Raw genomic sequence first — 23,454 nt, 5'->3', positions numbered from 1 at the left:
ATGAGAAAAGCAGCTTAGGCTGCTTTTTTTGTATTGGTATCGCGCAAAGCTAGTAATTAGTGGCGCTTTCTGCTTAAATCTATGCAATTAGTTATTCAAAGGTGAAAATCACAATGGTTTTAGACAGGCAAGGGTACGATGACTTGATCATGTATCTAACTCAAAATTTAGCGTTATTTGAGAAGCCAGGCGAAATCAAACCCGGTGCCCCTACCGTTATGGAACTCATAGAAGACGTAATAGCGCATAACGTTATGCTAATTTGTGAACAACATACCAATCTTAATACCGAACAACGCAGCCAAATAGTGCGCGAGGTAGACGGTATTGTTTACGACTTACAAGAAGTACTAAGCAGCATAACCTCACAACCCGTTACGGTTGAACAACACGCATTTATAGATGAGTTTGCTGGGCTTATTAAAAACTTATTTGATAACGCGGTAACACAAACCTCTTAACGTTACCCGTTAACACAGCGCAGTATTACCTAATAACTGCGCTCCTATTACTTCTCGCCTTATTAATAACACCACTAAATTTAATCTCAGCGCTCACGTATCGTTGCAGATTGTTATACAATCAACAAAATTTTTTTAGAGATAAACACATGCAAGCAAATGTAAAATGGGTTGAAGGCGACACCTTTATTGGCCGTTCTAATTCTAATCACAATGTAGTTTTTGATGCCGGTAGCGACAGCGCTGCACCAAGTCCAATGGAAATGGTACTTATGTCGGTAGGTTGTTGCTCGTCGGTAGATGTTGTAAGTATTTTAAAAAAAGCCAAACAAAATTTTTCTGATGTGCAAGTACAACTAAGCTCAGAGCGCGCCGAAACAGCGCCTCGTGTATTTACTAAAATTAATTTACACTTTGTTGTTACAGGCAATAATGTCTCGGAAAAACACCTTGCGCGTGCGGTTTCGCTCTCTGCTGAAAAGTATTGTTCTGTTGCTTTAATGCTTGATAAAACAGTAGAAATTACCCATAGCCACGAAGTTGTGCAAGAACAGGTAAAATAACGCTTTTTCCGTGAGGAAAATTCGTATAAAATCCGCGAACTTTTCATTCTGCAGGTGCAGATTTCACTAATTTATAGGTTGGTTTATCATGAACAAACCCTTCGATAAACTTAAACTTCATGGCTTTAATAATTTAACCAAAAGTTTAAGCTTTAGTATTTACGACATTTGCTACGCAAAGACCGAGCAACAACGTAAAGAATATATTGAATATATCGACGAGCAGTACAGTGCAGATAGACTAACCGACATACTAGGTGATGTTGTTGATATTATTGGTGCTAACATTTTAAATGTGGCGCGCCAAGATTATGAACCACAAGGCGCAAGTGTGACTATTTTGGTTTCGGAAGAGCCGGTAGAAGAGCAGCAAAATTACGATGCTGATGAAGCGCCAGGCCCATTACCAGATTCTGTTGTTGCGCACCTAGATAAGAGCCACATTTGTGTACATACCTACCCAGAAGCACACCCTGATGATGGTATTTGTACATTCCGTGCTGATATTGAAGTATCTACCTGTGGCATTATTTCGCCACTTAAAGCGTTAAACTTCTTAATTCATAGCCTTGAGTCAGACGTAGTAACCATTGACTACCGCGTACGTGGTTTTACCCGCGACGTAAACGGCGTTAAACACTACATTGACCATGCAATTAACTCGATTCAAAACTTCATGACAGAAGATACCAAAGAAGCGTACCAAATGATGGACGTGAACGTGTATCAAGAAAACCTGTTCCACACCAAAATGATGTTAAAAGAAACCGACTTAAACACTTACCTGTTCGGCCTATCTACTGATGAGCTGTCGGATGAGGAAGAAGAAGAAATTCGCTCTAAACTAACCCGCGAAATGCAGGAAATATTCTACGGTCGTAACCTACCAGACGCAGAATAAATTAGTTTAAAAGCAATTTAATTGTATTAAAAATGGCGCTCAGTGAGCGCCATTTTTTATGGGGGGATTTATAGCAATTCGCTTAATTAAGCATGCTGTAAATAAGCGCACATACGGCCAGTGAGCCCACAGCAAGTACAAACAATGTGCTTAAACGGTTGCGGTATTTACTCAGCGCAGGCACTTTGTATACGGCAATCATTGGCATAATAAATAAAATCATCGCAATGATAGGGCCAGAGAGCTGATCCATCATGTCTAAAATGCTTGGGTTTTTAACCGCACAAAACCAAATAGCAAAAAACATAATGAGTACGCCAATTTTGTCGGCTACTTTTGCACTTAAGCTTGTTTGCTTAGTCACCAAACCGGTAAAGCTTTCGCGTGCACCTAAAAAGTGCCCTAAAAACGATGACGTAATCGCAATAAAGGCAACCAGCGGCCCAAGGGTCGCGATATACGAGTTGCTGGTGATATTAGCAAGGTAAGATAAAATCGATACGTTAGCCGCTTTAGCAGCAGCCATTTGCTCGCTAGTAAGCGAAAGCACGCACGAAAATACAAACAGCAGTACAAATACAATAAGTAGTAAGCTAGTGCGCTTTAAAATAGCCTCAGCCTTATTAGTGGCCTGATTGCCATAATGCCCACGCTGCACGTTCACAAAGCTTGAAATAGCCGCCGCATGGCTAAACGAAAACACAATAATAGGAATAGATAACCACAGTGTTTTAGTAAAGCTGCCCGCCTCAGGTAGGCTCATATCAGGCATTTGCCAGCTAGGGATTAAATAGAGCGATAAGCAAAATAAAATACCTACAAGCGGATACACCAAAATAGCAAAGGCGCGCAGCATTAAGCGCTCGCCGCCCATCATTAGGCTAATCATACCGGCAACCAATACACCCGAAAGTAACACGCGAGAAGGTGACTCAAGGCCCATTTGGTTAACCATAAAGCTGTCAACGGTATTGGTTAAGCCTACGCCGTAAATAAGCAAAATGGGGAATATAGATAAAAAGTATAATAAAGAGATTAATCTACCCGCCGTTACACCAAAGTGCTCTTCAACAACATCAGTAAAATCTGAATCTTTATTTTTAGACGACAACACAAAGCGGGCTAAGCCACGGTGTGCTAAAAAGGTCATTGGAAAGGCTAAACACGCCATAATAATAAGCGGCCAAAAACCACCTATACCAATGTTGATAGGTAAAAATAAAATGCCCGCGCCAACGGCGGTACCAAAAAGGCTTAACGTCCACTGCGTATCGTGCAGGTTCCATTTAGAAGTAGGTGTGTGTTCACCTGTTGTTGATGCATTTGAAAGCGCTGCATCTTGTGATGGTGTCATGTGTGTACTCATCCATTATTTAAATAATAATCGCGCGCAAGAATATAGTTTTTAGCTAAAATTTTCATGTTTTGAGGGGGGTTGTAGACTAATTAATTAGACGCCGTTGCACCAAAAGTGTCATGAATACGAAACAGCGCTGTAAAAATAAACAAATACCTTAACCAGCACAGTTGTAGGTTGGGTAGAGCGAAGCGAAACCCAACACGCCATAGCGTCATTCGAGCGGTAAAGCCAAGATAGGCGGTTGTAATAACGTGAAAATAGGGGAGGCCATTTTTATTAGTTTCAACTAAAAATCAAAGTTTGTTTACAAAATCTGTTAAGTAGAAGCCATTGCTTAGAACTTCATAAGAGATTTATTCTAAACTCCGTTATACTTCCTGCAACTTAATATGCCAAACGAAGTAGACAGGCCGCTAACTGCAATGAGCAAAGACATTCTTTTTCATACTACTTTTGCGCACGAAACCAGTAAAACATGGGTTGTATGTGTTCATGGCGCAGGTGGTAGCTCGGCAATTTGGTTTCGACAGCTTAAAGCTTATAAAAAAGAATATAATGTGTTGTTGCTCGATCTTCGCGGTCACGGTAAATCGAATAACTTAGTGCAAAACTTTGTTGATAATAATTACTCATTTAATAAGGTCTCTAAAGACATTATCGATGTGCTAGATCATAACAACATTCCCAGTGCACACTTTGTTGGTATTTCATTGGGCACCATTCTTATTCGAAATATTGCTGAAATTGCGCCGCAATATGTTTCTAGCATGGTGTTAGGTGGAGCGGTTACTCGGTTTAATACTCGCAGCAATACCTTGGTTTATTTAGGTAATACTTTTAAACACTTATTGCCTTACATGTGGCTGTATCGCTTATTTGCTTTTATTATGATGCCGAAAAAGCGCCATAAAGAATCTCGACTTTTGTTTGTTCGTGAAGCAAAGCGCTTATGCCAAAAAGAGTTTATAAAGTGGTTTAAACTAGCCATGGACGTAAACCCTTTAATGCAGTACTTCAAAGAAAAAGATATCGATATCCCCATTCTCTATATTATGGGGAAGGAAGATCATATGTTCCTTGGGCCTGTTAAAGAAATGGTTAAACGCCATAAAAATAGCGTACTGCAAACTATTCACCATTGCGGCCATGTTTGTAACGTAGAGCGCCCTGACTTATTCAACCAGCACTCGCTTGCGTTTATCGCTCAGCAAAACCGTTAATGGTCGTAGCTCTTAAAAAGCGTTTAATCAATGGCAAGTGTTAAAAACGTATAATAGCCATCACTTGTTGATTGGAAACGGTCATTCTTTTGTCTTTATCCTTAAGCTAAAAACACTGTATTGCTTCATGCCACACTCTTTTACACATAGTAAAATACCTCGATTAATATAATTTTATAATTGGCAATCACTTACACAGTTTGTTACTAATAGATGTTCACAAAATAAGAACACGCTCATGTTAACTATAAGGGTGTAATTTGAGCAAGTTACTAGAATGCAGGGAAGTGTGTGAGAACATTTTTAGTTTTAATAACATTACTTCTTAGTGGGTGTTCTCCAATTTGGAAGGAGCAACCTTATAAAGTGTATTACATTGACGGTACCAAAAGGTTAGGTTACAGCCTTGGTCAGGGCGCATATATTGGGCGACTGGATGAACCAATAAATATTAAATCTAACGAGCAATATATTTCGGTTTATGCTTGTCCGCATAAAACTTGTGCTTTTTACTATATTGATAAAATCAAAGATAACAAGTTTGCTGAACACAAGGAGTTTGTTTATGGGCCATACACAAAAGCTCAATTTGCAGCAATAGCCAAAAAGTTAGGGTTACCGACTATAAATTCCATCGCTAACAACGCAATTTAATAAAGGTTAAAAACCTTACTTAGATTTTCACAGGCTTCAACACGTCCAAATATGTTAACTAAAACGACTATTAAAGTTTATAAATAAAGAACTTAAAGAAAAAATAAAGGCAGTCAGTATGGATAAAAAGAAAGCCATTGTTATATTGCTCGGCATAGTATGGTTTATGTTAGGAGCTGCTTTTTTCATAGGTTTTGAGTCAGTAGAAAAGTTGTTGTTTTGTGTGTTTGTATTTTTCTTTTGTTATAGATATATCTATGCATTTATATTAAATAGAAGTATTTATGCACCATATACCGGTGAGGAAATTTCTCCTACTGAAGGTAATTTAATAAAGCGGCTCTTTATGCTGATTATAGGTATTGGTGCGTGCACCTATTTTACTTTCTTTATTTCTTAAAAAGCATATTAGCCCAAAAGCCTGAACAACCCCTAAAAGAAAAGGTTATATTATCACTTGGTATGTTTATAACGTTGCTGTGTTTCAGTACGCTTTATCAATTGGTAGACAAGTTTTTTAGTGCGAAATAGCGAGGATGGTTAACGGGTACTTGTTGGGTTTCGTTCCACTCAACCCAACCTACGGTGTTTAGGTTTACATTGAGCTGCTCGTGGCTAACAGCTCAAAGCTTTTATTCTTCCACCGCACTCACTACAAAATACGGATTCAAATACTCATCTTTGGTGTTATAAATAAGTGGGCTGCCATCGAGCTTGGTTACTTTTGCACCGGCTATTTCAGCAATAGCATGGCCAGCTCCCGTATCCCACTCACAGGTTGGGCCTAAGCGCGGGTAAATATCAGCACTGCCTTCTGCTACTAAACACAGTTTTAGTGAGCTGCCTTTTGAGACCATTTCAACGTCGTCAAAGCGTTTTACAAACTCGGCTAAATCAGGTGATGGGTGCGAGCGACTGCCAACCACGCGGATTAACCCTTTATTAGGTTTGGTGGTTACTTTAAGCTCAATGCGCTCATCGCCTTTGTCTTTAAACGCGCCAATGTCGTTACTGGCTAAGTACGATACGCCAAGTGCGGGCGCATCAACGACAGCAAGCACGGGTTTGCCGTTTTCGATTAGGGCTATATTTACGGTAAATTCGCCGTTCTTTTTAATAAACTCTTTAGTGCCGTCGATTGGATCTACTAACCAGTAGCTTTTCCATGTTTGACGAATGTCCCAGCTTATATCAGCGCTTTCTTCGCTAAGTATAGGTGTGTCGGGCGTGAGCTGTTTTAGCCCTGTCACAATGACTTTATGAGCTGCTAAGTCGGCGTCGGTTACTGGGCTTTCATCGGCTTTGTATTCAACGTTAAAGTCCTTTTCGTAAATCCCCATTATGGCTTGGCCTGCTTTGCGGGCAAGGATGAGGGTTTCTTCTAGTAGCTCGGTTTGGTTCATTGGGGTTAACCTATAATATGCTTTTGTTTTAGATACGTTATCAGTTGTGTAACCGATTGGTCTAGGGTGTTTTTACTGGTATCTAAAATTATTTCTGGGTTGTTGGGTACTTCGTAGCTTGAGTCGATACCGGTAAAGTGTTTAATCTCACCTGCGCGGGCTTTTTTGTATAAGCCTTTAGGGTCGCGGCTTTCGCATACATCAAGCGGGGTATCGATAAATACTTCAATAAACTCGCCGTCATCTACTAGGTTGCGCACCATGTCGCGCTCTGCTCTAAATGGCGAGATAAACGCGGTAAGCACTAATAGGCCGGCATCGGTCATTAGTTTAGCGGTTTCGCCAACGCGGCGTATGTTTTCGATGCGGTCTTCGTCGCTAAAGCCAAGGTCTTTACATAAGCCGTGACGCACGTTGTCGCCATCAAGCAGGTAAGTGTGCGCACCTTGCTGATTAAGCGCAGCTTCTAGTGCGTTGGCTACGGTGCTTTTGCCAGAGCCAGAAAAACCGGTAAACCATAAAATGGCCGGTTTATGCTTTTTTTGCTCACTACGCTGTGCTTTTGTGGTTGCGTAGTTATGCCAAACAATATTTTCATCCATAGTGGTGTCTCTTGTACTGTAAGCGCCCGTATTAAAAAGGAAATACGAGCGGGATCAAGGTTAATACCGTGATTGAATAAATAATAGAAAGGGGCAAGCCCATTGTTATGTAATCTTTTAAGCGGTAGTTACCCGCGCTGTAAACCATAAGGTTTGTTTGATACCCAAACGGCGATATAAAACTGGCTGATGCACCAAACGCTACCGCCATAATAAAGGGTAGAGGGTCTACATTAAAACCCACTGCTAGCGAGTAAGCCACAGGAAATGAAAGCGCTGCTGCGGCATTATTAGTAATAAGCTCGGTGAATAATACGGTCATTAAAAATATGGCGATAAACGCGCCATAAGGGCCAAAATCACCTAGTACCATAAATAGGGCATCTGATATTTGCCCGGCAAGCCCGGTTTCTATCATTAATTTAGCAAGCCCTATGGCACTGCCTACAACGGCGAGTAGCTCAATGGGGAAGCGACGTTTTACTTCGCTCAGTTTAACTGTACCGCTAAGCAATAAGCCAATGAGTAACACCAGCAGGCCTTTTACTAAAGGGACTATACCTACAATGCTTAACCCTAACACGGCGGCAAAGCCTGCCAATACAATATTAGATTGTTTAGGTTTTAGGTGTGTTTGTAAGTCAAACCCCGATATATACACAAATTCGCGGTTTAAATTAGGTAAAGAGTAAAAGTTTTTACCTGGGGCGAGTATTAAAGAATCGCCGGCTTGCAATTGCACTTGCCCAAGGCCGCCTTGTAAGCGGTCGTGCCCTCGGCGAATGGCAATAACAGCGGCATGAAACTGCTCTCTAAAACGGGCCTCTTTTACGGTTTTGCCAATAAACTTTGATGATTGGCTTACAACCACTTCAACTAAGTGTTCTATGTCTTTTTCGTGGTTGTCGTGCACCACTTTTAATCCGTCAAAGCGTCTTAATAAGGGCACCGATTTAATATCGCCAACAAACAGTAGTACATCGTTTTGTCTAATAATTTGCTGAGGTGTTACTGCGTATATACGCTCATCGCCACGAATAATTTCGGCGAGGAATAAATCTTTTAAATCGCGTAGGCCGTTTTCTTCTACGGTGCGGCCAATAAGTTTAGAGCCTGCCTGCACTTTTCCCTCTAAGTAAAAGGGAATAACCTCTTGTGTGTTTTTGCCGTTGTCGGGCAGGTATTTGAGCATCACTAAAATAGTAATGAGGCCCACACTTAATGCGCCAATGCCCACTAAGGTAAAATCAAAAAAGCCCAGTGGCGCCATACCAGCATCTACGGCAAAGCCGTTCACTATTAAATTGGTTGATGTACCAATAAGTGTAATGGTGCCGCCTAATATAGCGGTGTACGACAGCGGTAATAGTAGCTTCGAGGGTGAATGATTTGGGTTGTCTTTTATGGCGGTGATAAGCGATGCCACAACCGCGGTATTGTTAGTAAATGACGATAAAAACGCGGTTGATAAACCAAGCTTTGTTACCGACTTTACTAAGCTCCCTTTAGATAACGATTGGGAAAGCTGTTGTATGAGTGTGGTTTTTTCAATAGCGATTGAAACCAGCACTAATAATACTAGGGTAATGAGCGACGGGTTTGCGTAGTTTACTAACATGCTTTCAAGGTCAATCAGGCCTGTTAAATAACCCGTACCAATAGCGCTTACAAATAACCATGCTGGATTAATGCGGGTGCCAAAAAGGCACCCAACTAAAGTAAGCATAATGCCTGTTAAAACGAGCTGCTCTACCATGCTTTTATATTCCTAACAGACATTTTTATACTTACAGTTTTGAAATATCAAGCGCTTGCCAATGTGGGAAGTGCTTGCGTACTAAGCTATTAAACTCAATTTCAAAGTCGCTGAAATCGCTGTTTTGTTTTTCGCTTTTTAGTACTTGCTCAATCATACCTGCGGCAACCGTTAAGTTAGATAAACGGTCGATAAGGATAAATGAGCCAGTTTCGTGGTTGTTGTGATACTCGTCAGCTAATATTGTTTCGCTTAGTTCAAGCGTGACAATGGCAATTTCGTTTAGCTGAAGTGAATCGGCTGTGCCGTGCTCTAGGGTGTTTACATCAATAGTGTGGTCAATCTTTTTAACCACCGCTGATGTATTTTTGCTACCTAGTTTAATGTTGTAGCTTTTACCTAGTACCAGCGGTTCTTCGTGCATCCACACAAGTTTAGCTTGTATAAGGTTAGTAACCGTTGCACTTGAGCTTTGCGGCACAATGACATCGCCGCGGCTAATATCAATTTCGCTATTTAGGGTAACGGTAATTGCTTGGCCGGCCTCTGCGTGATCTAGGTTGCCATTAAAGGTCACAATTTCTTTAATGCTTGATGTTTTACCCGACGGTAATACTTTTATTGCATCGCCAACTTGTAATTTACCTGATGCCAATGTGCCCTGAAAACCACGGAAGTTTAAGTTAGGGCGCACTACATATTGCACAGGTAAGCGAGCTTCAAAGCCGGTATCGGTTTCGGCCGCTGGTGAGTCTTCTAAAAGCTCAAGCAATGGCTTGTCGGTGTAATACGGCGTATGTGCAGAGCGTGTTACTACGTTATCGCCTTTAAGCGCCGACATAGGCACAAACTTAATGTTTGATACGTTAAGTTGCTCAGCAAATTTAAGGTAGTCGGCTTTGATTTTTTCATAAACGGTTTCGTCAAAATCAACGATATCCATTTTATTAATCGCTACCACAAACTGTTTAATACCTAGCGAGTCACAAATAAAGCTATGTCGCTTAGTTTGTACTTGCACACCGTAGCGAGCATCAACCAAAATAATGGCTACATCGCTTGTTGATGCGCCTGTTACCATGTTGCGTGTGTATTGCTCATGCCCTGGGGTGTCGGCAATAATAAATTTACGCTTAGCCGTTGAAAAATAACGGTACGCTACATCAATAGTAATGCCTTGCTCGCGCTCAGCTTGTAGGCCATCTACTAGTAGCGCTAAGTCTAGCTCTTCGCCTGCGTTACCTACTTTTTCGTTATCTTTATGAAGAGCAGCTAGCTGATCTTCATAAATTTGGTGGCTGTCGTGCAGTAGGCGGCCAATCAGTGTTGATTTACCGTCATCTACGCTGCCACAGGTAAGCATACGCAATAAGCTTTTATCTTGTTGGCGTGCTAGGTAGGCGTCTATGCCAATCTCTTTTACTTCGTTAATGGTGTCGTTAGTATTGGTAGACATTAGAAATACCCCTCACGTTTTTTCTTCTCCATTGAGCCTGCTGAGTCGTGATCTATTACACGGCCTTCACGTTCAGATGACGTAGATAGCAGCATTTCTTCAATAATTTCTGTTAGGTTACTGGCTGTAGATTCAACTGCACCGGTAAGTGGGTAACAGCCTAAAGTACGAAAACGTACCGACTTCATTTGTGGTACTTCGCCCTCAGCAAGTGGCATGCGCTCATCGTCAACCATAATTAAGGTCCCGTCGCGCTCTACTACTGGGCGCTCTTTCGCTAAATAAAGCGGAACCATTTCAATGTTTTCTTGGTAAATGTATTGCCAAATATCAAGTTCAGTCCAGTTAGACAGTGGGAATACACGAATGCTCTCACCTGGGTTAACTTGGCTGTTGTAAGTATTCCAAAGCTCTGGGCGTTGGTTTTTAGGGTCCCAGCGGTGGTGTTTATCGCGGAACGAGTAAACACGCTCTTTAGCGCGAGACTTTTCTTCATCGCGGCGTGCGCCACCAAATGCAGCATCAAAGCCGTATTTATCTAGCGCTTGCTTTAAGCCTTGGGTTTTCATTATGTCGGTATGTTTACCCGAGCCATGCTCAAACGGGCTAATACCCATTGCCATGCCTTCTGGGTTTTTGTGTACCAGCAGGTCAAAACCGTATTCTTTTGCAAGGCGATCGCGAAACTCAATCATTTCACGAAACTTCCAGTTGGTGTCTACGTGTAATAACGGAAACGGAATTTTTGCAGGGTAAAATGCTTTACGCGCTAAGTGCAAAAGTACCGACGAATCTTTACCAATTGAGTAAAGCATTACTGGGTTCTCAAACTCAGCGGCGACTTCGCGCATGATTTTGATACTTTCAGCTTCAAGTTGCTGAAGGTGAGTTAAAGCCATTGTTAGTCGTCCTACTAAAATGATTAAAAGTGATTAAGTAAAATATAATTATGTATTTGATACGCCGGTTAGCGGCTGAGCAAAGCTACTGGTTTGCTCGTTTTGGCCAAACCACGCAAGCTGCGAGTGCAGGGCGGCTACTTCGCCAATAATAAGTAATGCTGGCGATACAACACTGTTGCGCTCTATTAAATCTGCAAGCTCACCTAATTGCCCAGTAACAACACGCTGGTTTTTGCGCGTGCCGTTTTCGATTATGGCAACTGGCGTATTAGCGCTACGGCCATGTTTTAAAAGCTGAGCCTGTATATGTGGCGATTTAATAACGCCCATATAAATAGCTAAAGTTTGATGCGCTTTAGCAAGCGATTGCCAATCGAGCTCTTGGCCATCTTTTTTACAATGTCCTGTTACAAACTGGATGGCTTGTGCGTGGTCGCGGTGAGTAAGCGGAATACCCGCATACGCGCTACAACCAGCGGCGGCAGTTATACCCGGTACTATTTGATAATTAACGTTATTGGCAGCTAGTACTTGTACTTCTTCACCACCACGGCCGTAAATAAATGGGTCGCCGCCTTTAATGCGACATACTTTTTTGCCTTGCTTGGCAAAATCAACCAGCATTTGGTTGGTATCTTCTTGCGCTACACTGTGATCGCCCATACGCTTACCTACGCAAACTAAATCGGCATCACGGCGTACTAATTCCATAATTTCATCAGACACTAAATAGTCGTATACAACGACATCGGCTTGCTGCATTAACTGCAATGCTTTAAGTGTTAAAAGCTCAGGATCGCCTGGGCCTGCACCTACTACATATACTTCGCCTTCTGGCTCGGCTTTGGCATCAAGCATTTGCTCTAGTTGTGCTTGTGCTGCATCGGTATTACCTGTTTGCACTTTGCTTACGACTGATGAATCAAACACGCCTTCCCAAAACTGGCGGCGATCAGCAAAGTGCTTAAAGCGCTGTTTTACTTTGTCTCTAAAACTGCCAACTAAAGTAGCCAGTGGGCCAATGTGTTGTGGGATTAACGTTTCGAGCTTTTCACGTAGTCGCCGAGCAAGTACTGGCGCGGTGCCTGCACTTGAAATAGCAATGGTTATTGGGTCACGGTCTACAATTGATGGGAATATAAACGTACATTTAGGCTGGTCATCAACCACATTTACAAATACATTGCGTGCGTTAGCTAGCTCAAATACATTGTTGTTTACTTCGTCTAAGTCTGTGGCTGCTATAACCAGCATTTTGCCATCAAGGTGCGACTCATCAAAATAGGCATCAATAAGCGTTACTTCATTGTTTTGTGCATGTTCTTTTAGTTCATCACAAAACCAAGGTGCCACTAAGGTTACATTTGCGCGGGCTTTTAAAAACGCGCGACATTTGCGTAATGCGACCTCTCCACCGCCAACAACCAGCACTGGTTTATTGTCGAGTTTGGTAAAGATAGGTAAATACTGCACGTGGTTAACACCTCTAAGTAAAATCAAAATAAAACGCTATTGAGCAGGGGGCAGAATATAGCGCGCACTAGTAAGTAAAAAATAATTAAAACCAAGTTTATATAACCAAAAGTTATAATTGGTGGTTGTTTTAGGTTTAAGCCTTAATCTATAGGGGATTAACGCGCATTACACGCAAAATAATGTGCTTATAGTGTTTGGTTATGAGCTATAGCGAGATTACGTTAATTTGTTACTATGACGCTAAACCTAATTTATCGCCTACTTAAAGGGATTACGTATGACTGAACAACTCAACGATGCACACTTAGCTGTGTCGCTTATGGATTTAACAAGCCTAAACACCTCAGACACGGCCAGTGATATTCAGCAGCTTGTAAATAGTATTAACCCTAAATTGGGCACACCTGCTGCAGTATGCGTTTACAGTGATTTTGTAGATGATGCAAAAATAGCATTGGCTGCGCGTGAGCTTAACCATGTAAAAGTAGCAACGGTTACAAATTTTCCTAGTGGTGATGCGCCACTGAGCGATGTGATAAACGAAACACTGATAGCAATTGAGCGCGGCGCGGATGAAATAGATTTAGTGATCCCGTATAAAGCACTTATTGCTGGCGAGCACAGCAAAGTGCTGGAGTATGTAACTCAAAGTAAAAAAGCCTGTGGTACAAAAGCGCAATTAAAAGTAATTATAGAAAGTGGCGAACTTAAAACTGCAGAGCTAATCACTAAAGCGACAAACTTAGCTATTCAAGGCGGGGCTGATTTTGTAAAAACCAGCACAGGTAAAGTGGCTGTAAATGCAACGATTGACGCAACAAACGTGATGCTCAGCACTATTAAACAATCGGGTAAGGTTGTTGGTTTTAAAGCCGCAGGCGGAGTTAAAACCGTTACTGATGCAAAGGAATATTTAGCACTGACACGCTCAATTATGGGCGATGACTACTTACAAGCCGCTACATTTAGGTTTGGCGCATCAAGCTTACTAAGTGATGTATATAAAGTATTAGAAAAATAACCAAGGACATATAATGAAACCAAGAAATTCAGGGATGCAAAACCTGGTCAATAACCTTGCTAAAGGTGCCATTTTGGCCGGTGTTGTAGGGTTTGGCTTAACTGCATGTACTAACCCAAGCACGCCTGCAGGTGAAGAAGGGTATGTGTACGAAAAACCAAGAATATTTGGCGAAGGGGGCTACCAAGGCACCATGAAAGGACCTGCTAACTATGGTGTTTCTTTACTTCGTAATGAAGTGGTAAATATTGATATGCGACCTAATACGTATACTGAAACATTCAGAATTCTTGCTAATGATGATTTAAATATAAAATTTGATTTTCATGCAGTAATAGGGATTCAAAGTGGCTCGGTAAAAACAGTTGTAGAAGAGTATGGCGCTGAGAACTGGTATAAACGCTTTGTGCGTGAAACGTTTAGAACCTATGTGCGTGACATTGTGCAAAAGTACGACAGTGGTGAGCTGAAAACAAACCGCGAACAAATAGCGCAAGAAGTTAGTTTGCGTTTACAAACTTATTTATCATCAACGCCCTTTAAATTAGCAAATGTAGTAGTGGGAGATATTAATTACCCAGCCATTGTCGCAAATGCTGTAGAGAAAAAGCTTGCCGCGCAGCAGTTACTAGCAGAGAAAGAAACACAAAAAGAAATAGCACGCAAAGATGCTGAAATAAGAGTGGAAGAAGCAAAAGGTATTGCCCAAGCTCAAAAAATAATTAACGCAACGCTTACTGCAAATTATTTACAACATGAAGCTATAAACGCGCAGGTAAAAATGGCTGAGTCGCCAAACCATACAACGGTTTATATTCCGGTTGGAAATAACGGTGTGCCGTTAGTAAAAGGGGCTAATTAAGCCTAGGAACTTGGGCAGCTAAACTATAGCTACCCAAGTTACTGTTATTAAAATGCTTTAAACATACTACCTAAGCTATCAAGACCAGATTTATTGCTTTTAGCAATACACTCGGAGTCATCTAAAGACTTCTTAGTGGCTGCATCAGCAAGCCCTGTTACATCGAGTTTATTTTCCTGTTGGTATTCTCGAAGTGCGATGACTGTTTTGCGGTCGTATTCTACGTCTTGCGTTTCAAACTCTTCATAGTCAGGTTGGTTTCTTAAATAACCTAAGCATATTAAATTTAAACGTGACATGGCTAGATCAAGCTTTTCATAGTGAGGCATTCTATGATTTGGTACTTCTATATCATCAACGGGTTTGCTCGCTGCTTTTACTCTACTTACTTTTAGTGGCGGTGGCGCAGCATACCCCGATGCTAATGTGTTATTGCTATTGTAACGGTAGTAAGTATCAGGAATTTTTGTTTCTAGAAACTCAACTGCTTTGATAATAACCTCACGAAGTGCTTTTTCTTTAGGTGTGTCAGACCAGCCACTTATATTACCACCTACCAATGAACCACCAAAGTTTGTTGCGGCGCCTGTAAAATCGAAATCGGTACTACCACCCTCTACACTCGTGGCTGCTAAAATACGCGATGTGCGAGTATCTATAAGGCGTAAATCTATCGCCATATGAGTGCCTGAAAATCCTGCAGATACAGAGCTAAATACATCCCCAATAAAGCCGCCTGAACTTACGCTGCCACCAGAGCTGCCGTCGTCAAATTCTGTTACGGCTGCAACAACAACAATTTCAGCACCTTCAATTTCACCATATGCAGCACCCGTTGCAGCGCTAACTCTACCTGAGGTTGCTAAATCTTGCTCAGACAATACGGCATCTAATGCTTGGCGTTCTAATACGATAAAACGATTGGTCGTAACAAGCGCCGTTGTAAGCTGATCAGCCATTCCTTCGCCGATTTCTTTTCTCCACCACCTCGAATCGTTCGATTTATCGGTAAAGCGAGCTACTGCTATACGTGCTTTGGGACCATTGTATTGTTCTTGTGAAGCTGCATTTATATCTGGTGAATTTTGTCCTGATGTAACATTAGTTGACGTGCTTTGACATGCACAAAGTGCAGTTGTTAAAAGGGTTGTGATTAGTAACTTTTTAGGTGTTTTTAACATATGACTGTCCTTAATTAATATGTTTAAGCAAGGTTTAAACTCTTGCCTTTAGTGCTTATATATTAATGTTAATTTATTTAAATCAATAAGTTAAAAATAGTACTTATACGAAAAGTTTATTCACTTAGGCGAAATTTATGGCTTTTGATCACGAAATTGCTTAGGTGATATTGAATAGTGTGCTTTAAAGCACCTAGCAAAGTAACTTTGTGAACTAAAGCCAACTTGTTGCGCTACTAAGCCTATAGCAAGATCCGTATCGCTCAATAATGATTGTGCAAACTCTAGACGAATATTTCGAATGTAATCGCTTGGTGTTAAGCCATAAAGAGCTTTCATTTTTAATTGCAGAGCTCTGGGGCTTAAATAAAGAGAAGCGGCAAAATCTTCAACACTAAATTCATCGTTTTGATAGTGTTTTTTAACGACGTTTTTAACACGTTCAGTAAATTCATAATCTTTGCTTTGTATCATTTGAGGATCAAGCTTAATAGACTGGGACAGAGCTGGTAGTTGCTGTTTTAAGTGTTGATTGAGTACTTTCCTGATTGTTAGTAGCCCTTGAACTCGGCTTAGCAGGAGCTCTGGTTCAAAAGGTTTACTTAAATAGTCGTCTGCCAATAGGTCTAGGCCTTTTAATTTACTTTGTGTATCAGCTTTAGCTGAAAGCAATAGTGTAGGAATATGGCTAATGGATACATCATTACGCAGTGACTTAATAAATTGGTAACCGTCCATTATAGGCATCATTACATCGCTTATAACTAAGTCTGGCATCTCTCTTTTACATAATTTGATACCGTGTTCACCGTTAGTAGTATCAATACAGCTATAGCGCTCACAAAATATCGACGTTAATAGGTCTCGCATTTCATCGTTATCTTCAATAATAAGAATCTTATGTGTTTTTACTAAAGGTGGTTTTTGATCTTTTTGAAGGTGAAGGGCTGTTTGTAAAGACAGTGCTTTCATCTCAACGCTAGGTAATAAAACTGTAAAGCAGCTACCTTTGTTTATTTCGCTTGTTACTGTAACTGTTCCCTCATATTGTTCTACTAACTGCTTTACAAGGGCTAGACCTATACCATTGCCATTTGTGTTCGTAGCATTTATTCGTGTAAATCGCTCGAATATAGCATCTACATGTTGTTTATTTATACCAATCCCTGTATCTGATACTGAAATAGTTATACCGTCATTGTTATTTGAAAGCGTAAGCGAGGCTTGGCCATGTGGCGGGGTATATTTATGAGCATTACTTAATAAGTTATTAATTATAGAGGTTATATGTTCGTACTCTAACGTAATGTAACAATTGTGTTTAGTTAAGTTTTTAAATTCAAATTGAATATTGCTGTCGACAAACAAAGGCGAAAAATCTTCAATTATTTGATCTACTAATGGCTGTATAGGATAGGGCGTAACACGTTTTACTGCTGTACTAGGGCGCTGACTTAATTGTAAAAGCTGATTTATTTGATTTAATAGCCTTTGACTATTGCGTTGGATCATTGTCAGCTTTTGTTGTGTATCTGCTTCAGGGTGATGTTTTTTTAGGCTTTCAAGTGGTGCCATAATAAGACTTAGAGGGGTTTTTAACTCGTGGCTCACATTATCAAGTAGCTGAGTTTTTAACTTATTAAGTTCTTGCTCTTTTTTTCTTTCTTGTTCTGCAACTTTAGCTTTATATTTTAATGCTGCAAATAACCACAACACACTTAAAACTATTAAAGTATAAATAAAATATGCCGTGTTACTTTTCCACCATGGTGGAGTGACCGTAATACTAAGCATTGTCTTTTCATTACTCCATTTTCCGTATTGGCCTTTTACTTTCATTATTAGTTTATAATTTCCTGCTGGCAGCTGAGGATAGCTAACTTGGCGCTGGTTTTTTGATGCGTATAAGAATTGACTATCTAGCCCTTTAAGCTGGTACGCAAACTGGTATTGTGAAGGCGCAGCTGAGCTATTTAATGCTGTAAATTTAAAACCAACAACATCATTTTCTTCTTTAAAAAACAGTTCATTTGTGAAGTTTATTCGCTTTGCTTTTTTATTATTAATGTATGGTTCTGTTAAAGCTGGTTGGTTGTTAATAAGTAAGTCGGTAATAAACGGCTCAGGTGAAGGTGCATGTAAAGACAGTGTTTGTGGGTTAAATTGGTTATAGCCATTAATTCCACCAAAGAAGAGTTCGCCATTACTAGCCTGAAAGGCAGCCCCTAGTATAAAGGAGTTGTGTTGTATCCCGTTTTCAGGCAAAAAATGTTGCATTTGATGAGTATATTCAGAGTAACGAGTTAAGCCTTGGTTAGTGCTTAGCCATAAGTAGCCACTTCTATCCTCTTTGATAGCAAAAATATTGCCATTGATTAAACCATCAAACTCAGTGATATTTATTATTTCATGAGTTTGTATATTTAACTTATTCAACCCGTTGAATGTCCCCACCCATAATGTATTTTGATCTTTTAAATATAATGAAGTGACCATATTATGAGTTAAACTGTTAGGTTTTTTTATATCGCTTATGTAATGAGTAAACGTTTCATTATTTAGAGATAGCTTATTTAAGCCAGAGCGTGTGCCGGCCCATATCACGTCATTGAATGAATCATATGTAATACTAAAAACAGTGTTGTTCGAAATGCTGTTTTCATGTTCATCGTAGCTAAAACTTTTAACCTTTAACGTATCAGGGTTGAAACGGGTTAACCCCTTATTACCGCCAAGCCATAAATTACCATTGGCGTCACTAGTAATAGCATAAATACGATTACTGCTAAGTTGATGGCTTTGTTCTGTGAAAGTTGAAAATTGATCTGTTGCTCGGTTATAAAGCAGTAATCCACCGCCATAGGTACCTACCCAAACGCGCTGTTTGCTATCTTCATAAAGGCTGAAAATATTATTATTAGTTAATCCTGTGCCTTGAGAGTTATTTGTTTTGTAACGCTTAAACCCTTCTGGTGTTTGTTTATTTAGCCCGTCACGTGTGCCTATCCATAGGGTGTTACGGCTGTCTTTAAGTATAGCTCTTACAAAATCGTGCGATATAGAAGTTTGATTATTTGGTAAATGCTTTTGGTGGTCAAATTGGGATTGTTTTTTGTCATACCGATGTAGCCCATAACCATCTGTGCCTATCCAAATAATTCCTGTTGGATCTTGGTAAAGTGATAATAAATGATCATTGGCTAAACCATGTTTTTCTGAGGGTGAGTAGGATATTTGGTCAAACTTGTTGTTTGATAAAGAGGTAAACTGTTTACTAAAAAGACCATGCCCATACGTGCTAATCCATAAGGTGTGTTCATCATCGAATAGTATATCTGTTACCCAGTAGTCTTTTAATTGTTCGATATGATGAAATTCGTAGGTTTCAGGGTTAAACGAAGCAAGGCCTGTTTTACTTCCTAATAATAATTGCTTGTTTGGGGCGTTTTCTAAACGCCAAAGTTGTTTAGGGCTGTCGGCTATGAGTGTAAACTTTTCAGTTATAGTATCGAACTTAATAAGGCCAATATTACTTGCCAACCAAAGAGTATCTTGTTGACCAAACATAATGTCCTTAAATTCGATGGTGGCTTGTTGTAAGTTTGGATGGGTGAATAGCTTTATCTTATTTGTTTTTGTGTTTAATTTGCTAAGCTGCCCTTTATTATGACCGATCCAAAGTGTTGTTTTATCTTGTGAAGTGATTGAAGAAATATTTGAGTTTTTTAGAGCGGGTGTAGAATACTGATTATATACTTTGAATTTACCTGTTTCAGTATTCAATAAGTTTAATCCACTTGCTGCAGTTGAAAGCCATATGTATTTATTTCCAAAGTTAATGCAATCAGTAATCCAGTTACCAGAAATACCTTTTTTAGATGGGTTAAATTTATAATGCTTAAATTCGTACCCATCAAACTTATTTAAACCGCCTTGGGTAGCAAACCAATGAAACCCTGCCCTATCTGTTGTACTGCAGGTGATAGAGTTTTGCGACAATCCTTGTTCGTTTGTATAAATATCGAGATATACGGGTTTTGCAAAAACAGCAAACTGACAGAGTAAAATAGTGCAGAAAATTTGATATTTAATAACTTCTATAAGTGCGTTCACGGATATCCTATCGGGGTGTATTTCCCTAAAATTAGAACAATCATAAACTGCTTTTTAATCAATGTTAACAATGATTTTTTATTGCTTTAAAGAGATTTTGCAATGTGGGTATCTTTTAGGCTTGTGTTAATGATTTGCGTAAGTATAATAGGCATCCACTTTGCAGGGGCGTAGTTCCAATTGGTAGAACAGCGGTCTCCAAAACCGACGGTTGGGAGTTCGAATCTCTCCGCCCCTGCCATTTTTACTCATAAGTTGAGTAAGTCTGGGGTTAAAAATCGGTTTAAATAAGTCTGTTTTTAAGTTTAGATTTTAATGGATTAACCCTGCCGTTGTGTAGGGTTGTTGTGTCTGTAGTTAAGGTAATAATATTATGAGCACGAATGTAGAAACACCATCAAGTGCGATGGAGTCGGTAAAGTGGTTAGTAGCAATCGCGCTACTTGCAGGCGCAGTTGTTGGTAATCACATGTTTGCAGATCAGTCTGTATTACTACGTGCAATTGGCGTTGTGGTTGCTATAGCAGCAGGTTTAGGTATTGCCTCGCAAACCGCTAAAGGCAGTGACTTTTTAGCATTTGCTAAAGAAGCACGCATTGAAGTACGTAAAGTTGTTTGGCCAACGCGTCAAGAAACTACCCACACGACATTAATCGTAATGGTTGCAACAGTGATTATGGCGCTTATCCTTTGGGGATTAGATGGCATTTTATTCCGCGCTGTAGGCTTTTTAACTGGATTGGAGATCTGATCCCATGTCGGATGAGAACAAAGAAATTAAATTACGCTGGTACGTTGTACAAGCATTCTCTGGTTACGAAAAGCGTGTAGCGCAAACGTTATCAGAGCACATCAAAATTGAAGGTCTTGAAGAGAGCTTTGGTGAAATATTAGTACCAACAGAAGAAGTTGTTGAGATGCGCGCTGGTCAAAAGCGTAAATCTGAGCGTAAATTCTTCCCAGGTTACGTACTAGTACAAATGGATATGAACGATGCAAGCTGGCACTTAGTGAACAGCACTGAACGTGTAATGGGCTTTATTGGTGGTACTTCTGACCGCCCAGCGCCTATTAGTTCTAAAGAAGCAGAACGCATTCTTAACCGTCTTCAAGAAAACGCTGAAGCACCTAAACCAGCTACATTATTTGAGCCAGGTGAAGTTGTTCGTGTTACTGATGGTCCATTTGCTGACTTTAGCGGTGTTGTTGAAGAAGTTGACTACGAAAAGAGCCGCGTGAAAGTGTCGGTACTTATTTTTGGTCGTTCTACACCGGTTGAACTTGAATTTGGTCAAGTTGAACAAGATAAGTAATTGATTAAAAAAGCTTCGCCATTATTTACTTAAATTTTGGCACGAAGCTTGAAAAAGGCCGCTGATTAACTTATAATCAGCGGCCTTTTTGTATTAAGGCAAAAATTTATTTTTGCTCGCAAAAAGTACGAAACCAATTTTTAAACTGGGAAGCCGTTAGAGTACGCGTCCTCGCGCGCACAAGGCTAAGACCCACCAAATGAGGTATTTATAATGGCTAAAAAAGTTGAAGCTTTAATCAAGCTACAAGTTGCCGCTGGTATGGCTAATCCTAGTCCTCCAGTAGGTCCTGCACTAGGTCAACACGGTGTAAACATCATGGAATTCTGTAAAGCGTTTAACGCGCGTACAGAGTCTATCGAAAAAGGCGCTCCAGTTCCTGTAGTGATCTCTGTTTACGGTGACCGTTCATTTACGTTCGATATGAAAACGCCACCTGCTGCTTACTTACTTAAGAAAGCTGCTGGTATCAAATCAGGCTCAGGCCGTCCTAACACTGAAAAAGTAGGCACAGTAACTCGTGCTCAACTTGAAGAGATCGTTGAGACAAAACGAGCTGACCTTACAGCGGCTGATATGGACGCTGCGGTTCGCACTATCGCAGGTTCTGCGCGTGCGATGGGCTTGAACGTAGAGGACTAAGAAATGGCTAAATTAACTAAACGTATGCGTACTATCCGCGAAAAAGTGGAAGTAACTAAAGATTACGAAATCAATGAAGCAGTTGCGCTTTTAAAAGAGTTAGCGACAGCTAAATTCGTAGAAAGTGTTGACGTTGCTGTTAACCTTGGTATTGACGCTCGTAAATCTGACCAGAACGTTCGTGGTGCAACTGTACTACCTAACGGTACTGGCCGTGATGTTCGTGTTGCTGTATTCACTCAAGGCGCTAATGCAGAAGCTGCAAAAGAAGCCGGTGCTGAATTAGTAGGCATGGAAGATCTTGCTGAACTAGTTAAGAAAGGCGAGATGGATTTTGACGTTGTTGTTGCATCACCAGACGCTATGCGTGTTGTTGGTCAACTAGGTCAAATCTTAGGTCCACGTGGTCTTATGCCTAACCCTAAAACTGGTACTGTAACGCCTAACGTTGCAGAAGCAGTTAAAAATGCGAAAGCAGGTCAAGTACGTTACCGTAATGACAAAAATGGTATCATCCATACTACTATCGGTAAGGTTGATTTCACTGCTGAGCAACTTCAACAAAACCTTGAAGCTCTAATCGTTGCGCTTAAGAAGGCTAAACCTTCTCAAGCTAAAGGTGTTTACGTTAAGAAAGTAACCATCTCTACAACAATGGGCGCAGGTGTTGCTGTTGACCAAAACACTTTAAGCACTTCTGTAGCTTAATAGGTGTTTACATGGCGTGAAATTTGTACTATAATTTTGCGCCATTTTGTTGAATAATTTATTATTTAACAAGTAAAGAATTCGGGTTGAAGTCCATAATTTCGCTAAGCTCTTGAGTGATGCGATAAATTGGGCTTCCGTCCAAGACCGTAGGCGGCTTCGGCCTTAATATTACCTACGTAGACGGTGTGAATCCCCAGATAGATTTTTCCTAATCTCTTCTGGCTCTCGCCGTAAAAAGCATCTCTATCAAGTTTGTTGATAGGGAAGAGTAAAACAGGGAAGCCGAGTGTCGGTGACCCATTAAACCAGGAGTAACACCCATGGCTTTAAATCTTCAAGGCAAAAAAGCAATTGTTGCTGAAGTCAACGAAGCAGCCAATGGTGCTCTTTCTGCAGTTGTTGCAGATTCTCGTGGTGTAGCAGTAGGCGCAATTACAGCCCTTCGTAAAGAAGCTCGTGAAGCTGGTGTATGGATGAAAGTTGTTCGTAACACTCTAGCAAAACGTGCTGTTGAAGGTACTGAATTTGAATGTCTATCTGATTCGTTAGTTGGTCCAAGCTTAATCGCTTTCTCATCAGAGCACCCTGGTGCTGCTGCGCGTATCTTCGCAGATTTCGCGAAAAAGAATGAGAAATTCGAAGTTAAAACGGCCGCTTTTGAAGGAAATGTTGTAGATGCAGCAATGCTTGCTACATTACCTACATACGATGAAGCTGTTGCACGCTTAATGAGCGCTATGAAAGAAGCGTCTGCTGGCAAATTGTGTAAAACAATTGAAGCAGTACGTGTACAGAAAGAAGAGCAAGCTGCTTAATTTTAAGCTGTTTAACCTCTCTTTCGGTGTAAATTTATTTGG

Annotated in this window: 22 protein-coding genes and 1 tRNA gene; 14 read left to right on the top strand and 9 right to left on the bottom strand. The window is 40.5% G+C overall.

Annotated elements, in window-relative coordinates; all coding sequences use genetic code 11:
- Positions 1 to 113: 113 nt before the first annotated feature.
- The 3 genes from PSH48_RS13960 (at position 114) to speD (ending at position 1,925) form a co-directional block, all read left to right on the top strand.
- Positions 114 to 461, top strand: coding sequence for a DUF3802 family protein (locus PSH48_RS13960; RefSeq protein WP_004588191.1), 348 nt, complete (start codon positions 114 to 116; stop codon positions 459 to 461).
- 149 nt (positions 462 to 610) lie between these two features.
- Positions 611 to 1,024 carry an OsmC family protein gene (locus PSH48_RS13955; protein WP_273611766.1) on the top strand — a complete coding sequence of 138 codons (414 nt, stop codon included), beginning with the start codon at positions 611 to 613 and terminating at the stop codon, positions 1,022 to 1,024.
- Between the two features lie 88 nt (positions 1,025 to 1,112).
- Positions 1,113 to 1,925: an adenosylmethionine decarboxylase gene (gene speD, locus PSH48_RS13950; RefSeq protein WP_004588193.1), complete on the top strand. Its 813-nt coding sequence runs from the start codon at positions 1,113 to 1,115 to the stop codon at positions 1,923 to 1,925.
- An 82-nt stretch (positions 1,926 to 2,007) separates the two neighbouring features.
- Here speD and PSH48_RS13945 read toward each other — a convergent pair whose 3' ends face one another.
- The gene (locus PSH48_RS13945; RefSeq protein WP_248443278.1) at positions 2,008 to 3,279 is read right to left on the bottom strand and encodes an aromatic amino acid transport family protein; all 1,272 of its coding nucleotides are present in this window, start codon (positions 3,277 to 3,279) and stop codon (positions 2,008 to 2,010) included.
- A 428-nt stretch (positions 3,280 to 3,707) separates the two neighbouring features.
- On the opposite strand from PSH48_RS13945, the gene PSH48_RS13940 reads away from it, so the two are divergent.
- From PSH48_RS13940 to PSH48_RS13930, 3 genes are all read left to right on the top strand, one after another.
- On the top strand, positions 3,708 to 4,505 hold the full coding sequence (locus PSH48_RS13940) for an alpha/beta fold hydrolase (RefSeq protein WP_337946968.1): 798 nt from the start codon (positions 3,708 to 3,710) through the stop codon (positions 4,503 to 4,505).
- A 291-nt stretch (positions 4,506 to 4,796) separates the two neighbouring features.
- On the top strand, positions 4,797 to 5,159 hold the full coding sequence (locus PSH48_RS13935) for a hypothetical protein (protein ID WP_024032037.1): 363 nt from the start codon (positions 4,797 to 4,799) through the stop codon (positions 5,157 to 5,159).
- Between the two features lie 118 nt (positions 5,160 to 5,277).
- A complete protein-coding gene (locus PSH48_RS13930) occupies positions 5,278 to 5,559 on the top strand; it encodes a hypothetical protein (protein WP_024032038.1) in 282 nt (93 codons plus the stop codon).
- Between the two features lie 232 nt (positions 5,560 to 5,791).
- Here the strand turns inward: PSH48_RS13930 and cysQ are convergent, their stop codons facing one another.
- Genes cysQ through cysG form a run of 6 tightly spaced genes read right to left on the bottom strand, consistent with a single transcriptional unit; the run spans position 5,792 to position 12,751 of the window.
- Positions 5,792 to 6,562, bottom strand: coding sequence for a 3'(2'),5'-bisphosphate nucleotidase CysQ (cysQ, locus tag PSH48_RS13925; RefSeq protein ID WP_024032039.1), 771 nt, complete (start codon positions 6,560 to 6,562; stop codon positions 5,792 to 5,794).
- A gap of 5 nt (positions 6,563 to 6,567) precedes the next feature.
- Positions 6,568 to 7,164, bottom strand: coding sequence for an adenylyl-sulfate kinase (gene cysC / locus PSH48_RS13920; RefSeq protein ID WP_055255187.1), 597 nt, complete (start codon positions 7,162 to 7,164; stop codon positions 6,568 to 6,570).
- A 31-nt stretch (positions 7,165 to 7,195) separates the two neighbouring features.
- Positions 7,196 to 8,920 carry an SLC13 family permease gene (locus tag PSH48_RS13915; RefSeq protein ID WP_004588197.1) on the bottom strand — a complete coding sequence of 575 codons (1,725 nt, stop codon included), beginning with the start codon at positions 8,918 to 8,920 and terminating at the stop codon, positions 7,196 to 7,198.
- A gap of 31 nt (positions 8,921 to 8,951) precedes the next feature.
- Positions 8,952 to 10,376, bottom strand: a complete 1,425-nt coding sequence (gene cysN / locus PSH48_RS13910; protein WP_024032042.1) for a sulfate adenylyltransferase subunit CysN — start codon at positions 10,374 to 10,376, stop codon at positions 8,952 to 8,954.
- Positions 10,376 to 11,275 carry a sulfate adenylyltransferase subunit CysD gene (gene cysD, locus PSH48_RS13905; RefSeq protein ID WP_004588199.1) on the bottom strand — a complete coding sequence of 300 codons (900 nt, stop codon included), beginning with the start codon at positions 11,273 to 11,275 and terminating at the stop codon, positions 10,376 to 10,378. Before cysD ends, cysN begins: the two co-directional genes overlap by 1 nt.
- Positions 11,276 to 11,323: 48 nt before the next feature.
- Entirely contained in the window at positions 11,324 to 12,751 is a 1,428-nt protein-coding gene (cysG, locus tag PSH48_RS13900; RefSeq protein ID WP_024032043.1) for a siroheme synthase CysG, read from the bottom strand.
- 280 nt (positions 12,752 to 13,031) lie between these two features.
- On the opposite strand from cysG, the gene deoC reads away from it, so the two are divergent.
- Positions 13,032 to 13,775, top strand: coding sequence for a deoxyribose-phosphate aldolase (gene deoC / locus PSH48_RS13895; RefSeq protein ID WP_273611764.1), 744 nt, complete (start codon positions 13,032 to 13,034; stop codon positions 13,773 to 13,775).
- Between the two features lie 13 nt (positions 13,776 to 13,788).
- On the top strand, positions 13,789 to 14,637 hold the full coding sequence (locus tag PSH48_RS13890; protein WP_273611763.1) for an SPFH domain-containing protein: 849 nt from the start codon (positions 13,789 to 13,791) through the stop codon (positions 14,635 to 14,637).
- Between the two features lie 47 nt (positions 14,638 to 14,684).
- Here PSH48_RS13890 and PSH48_RS13885 read toward each other — a convergent pair whose 3' ends face one another.
- Both PSH48_RS13885 and PSH48_RS13880 read right to left on the bottom strand, forming a co-directional pair.
- Positions 14,685 to 15,818, bottom strand: a complete 1,134-nt coding sequence (locus PSH48_RS13885) for a CsgG/HfaB family protein (protein WP_273611762.1) — start codon at positions 15,816 to 15,818, stop codon at positions 14,685 to 14,687.
- Between the two features lie 135 nt (positions 15,819 to 15,953).
- Complete coding sequence (locus PSH48_RS13880; protein WP_273611761.1) at positions 15,954 to 19,931, bottom strand: hybrid sensor histidine kinase/response regulator transcription factor; 3,978 nt, start codon at positions 19,929 to 19,931, stop codon at positions 15,954 to 15,956.
- Between the two features lie 164 nt (positions 19,932 to 20,095).
- On the opposite strand from PSH48_RS13880, the gene PSH48_RS13875 reads away from it, so the two are divergent.
- From PSH48_RS13875 to rplJ, 6 genes are all read left to right on the top strand, one after another.
- A tRNA-Trp gene (locus tag PSH48_RS13875) sits at positions 20,096 to 20,172 on the top strand.
- Between the two features lie 132 nt (positions 20,173 to 20,304).
- The gene (gene secE / locus PSH48_RS13870; protein ID WP_248531390.1) at positions 20,305 to 20,682 is read left to right on the top strand and encodes a preprotein translocase subunit SecE; all 378 of its coding nucleotides are present in this window, start codon (positions 20,305 to 20,307) and stop codon (positions 20,680 to 20,682) included.
- 4 nt (positions 20,683 to 20,686) lie between these two features.
- A complete protein-coding gene (gene nusG, locus PSH48_RS13865; RefSeq protein WP_024032045.1) occupies positions 20,687 to 21,244 on the top strand; it encodes a transcription termination/antitermination protein NusG in 558 nt (185 codons plus the stop codon).
- Positions 21,245 to 21,457: 213 nt separating this feature from the next.
- Positions 21,458 to 21,886 (top strand): 50S ribosomal protein L11, encoded by a 429-nt coding sequence (rplK, locus tag PSH48_RS13860; RefSeq protein WP_004588205.1) that lies wholly within the window; start codon positions 21,458 to 21,460, stop codon positions 21,884 to 21,886.
- A gap of 3 nt (positions 21,887 to 21,889) precedes the next feature.
- Positions 21,890 to 22,594, top strand: coding sequence for a 50S ribosomal protein L1 (rplA, locus tag PSH48_RS13855; protein WP_004588206.1), 705 nt, complete (start codon positions 21,890 to 21,892; stop codon positions 22,592 to 22,594).
- 323 nt (positions 22,595 to 22,917) lie between these two features.
- Positions 22,918 to 23,412, top strand: a complete 495-nt coding sequence (gene rplJ / locus PSH48_RS13850; protein ID WP_024032046.1) for a 50S ribosomal protein L10 — start codon at positions 22,918 to 22,920, stop codon at positions 23,410 to 23,412.
- Positions 23,413 to 23,454: the final 42 nt, after the last annotated feature.

The organism is Pseudoalteromonas sp. Angola-4, from assembly GCF_028599265.1.
Taxonomy (GTDB): Bacteria; Pseudomonadota; Gammaproteobacteria; order Enterobacterales; family Alteromonadaceae; genus Pseudoalteromonas; species Pseudoalteromonas atlantica.
Note: the sequence above shows the minus strand (reverse complement) of the source record. Positions and strands in the feature narration are given on the sequence as shown.

Coding starts and splice junctions, on each gene's coding strand:
- PSH48_RS13960 (WP_004588191.1), top strand. CDS start 114: ATGGTTTTAGACAGGCAAGGGTACGATGACTTGATCATGTATCTAACT.
- PSH48_RS13955 (WP_273611766.1), top strand. CDS start 611: ATGCAAGCAAATGTAAAATGGGTTGAAGGCGACACCTTTATTGGCCGT.
- speD (WP_004588193.1), top strand. CDS start 1,113: ATGAACAAACCCTTCGATAAACTTAAACTTCATGGCTTTAATAATTTA.
- PSH48_RS13945 (WP_248443278.1), bottom strand. CDS start 3,279: ATGACACCATCACAAGATGCAGCGCTTTCAAATGCATCAACAACAGGT.
- PSH48_RS13940 (WP_337946968.1), top strand. CDS start 3,708: ATGAGCAAAGACATTCTTTTTCATACTACTTTTGCGCACGAAACCAGT.
- PSH48_RS13930 (WP_024032038.1), top strand. CDS start 5,278: ATGGATAAAAAGAAAGCCATTGTTATATTGCTCGGCATAGTATGGTTT.
- cysQ (WP_024032039.1), bottom strand. CDS start 6,562: ATGAACCAAACCGAGCTACTAGAAGAAACCCTCATCCTTGCCCGCAAA.
- cysC (WP_055255187.1), bottom strand. CDS start 7,164: ATGGATGAAAATATTGTTTGGCATAACTACGCAACCACAAAAGCACAG.
- PSH48_RS13915 (WP_004588197.1), bottom strand. CDS start 8,920: ATGGTAGAGCAGCTCGTTTTAACAGGCATTATGCTTACTTTAGTTGGG.
- cysN (WP_024032042.1), bottom strand. CDS start 10,376: ATGTCTACCAATACTAACGACACCATTAACGAAGTAAAAGAGATTGGC.
- cysD (WP_004588199.1), bottom strand. CDS start 11,275: ATGGCTTTAACTCACCTTCAGCAACTTGAAGCTGAAAGTATCAAAATC.
- deoC (WP_273611764.1), top strand. CDS start 13,032: ATGACTGAACAACTCAACGATGCACACTTAGCTGTGTCGCTTATGGAT.
- PSH48_RS13890 (WP_273611763.1), top strand. CDS start 13,789: ATGAAACCAAGAAATTCAGGGATGCAAAACCTGGTCAATAACCTTGCT.
- PSH48_RS13885 (WP_273611762.1), bottom strand. CDS start 15,818: ATGTTAAAAACACCTAAAAAGTTACTAATCACAACCCTTTTAACAACT.
- secE (WP_248531390.1), top strand. CDS start 20,305: ATGAGCACGAATGTAGAAACACCATCAAGTGCGATGGAGTCGGTAAAG.
- nusG (WP_024032045.1), top strand. CDS start 20,687: ATGTCGGATGAGAACAAAGAAATTAAATTACGCTGGTACGTTGTACAA.
- rplK (WP_004588205.1), top strand. CDS start 21,458: ATGGCTAAAAAAGTTGAAGCTTTAATCAAGCTACAAGTTGCCGCTGGT.
- rplA (WP_004588206.1), top strand. CDS start 21,890: ATGGCTAAATTAACTAAACGTATGCGTACTATCCGCGAAAAAGTGGAA.
- rplJ (WP_024032046.1), top strand. CDS start 22,918: ATGGCTTTAAATCTTCAAGGCAAAAAAGCAATTGTTGCTGAAGTCAAC.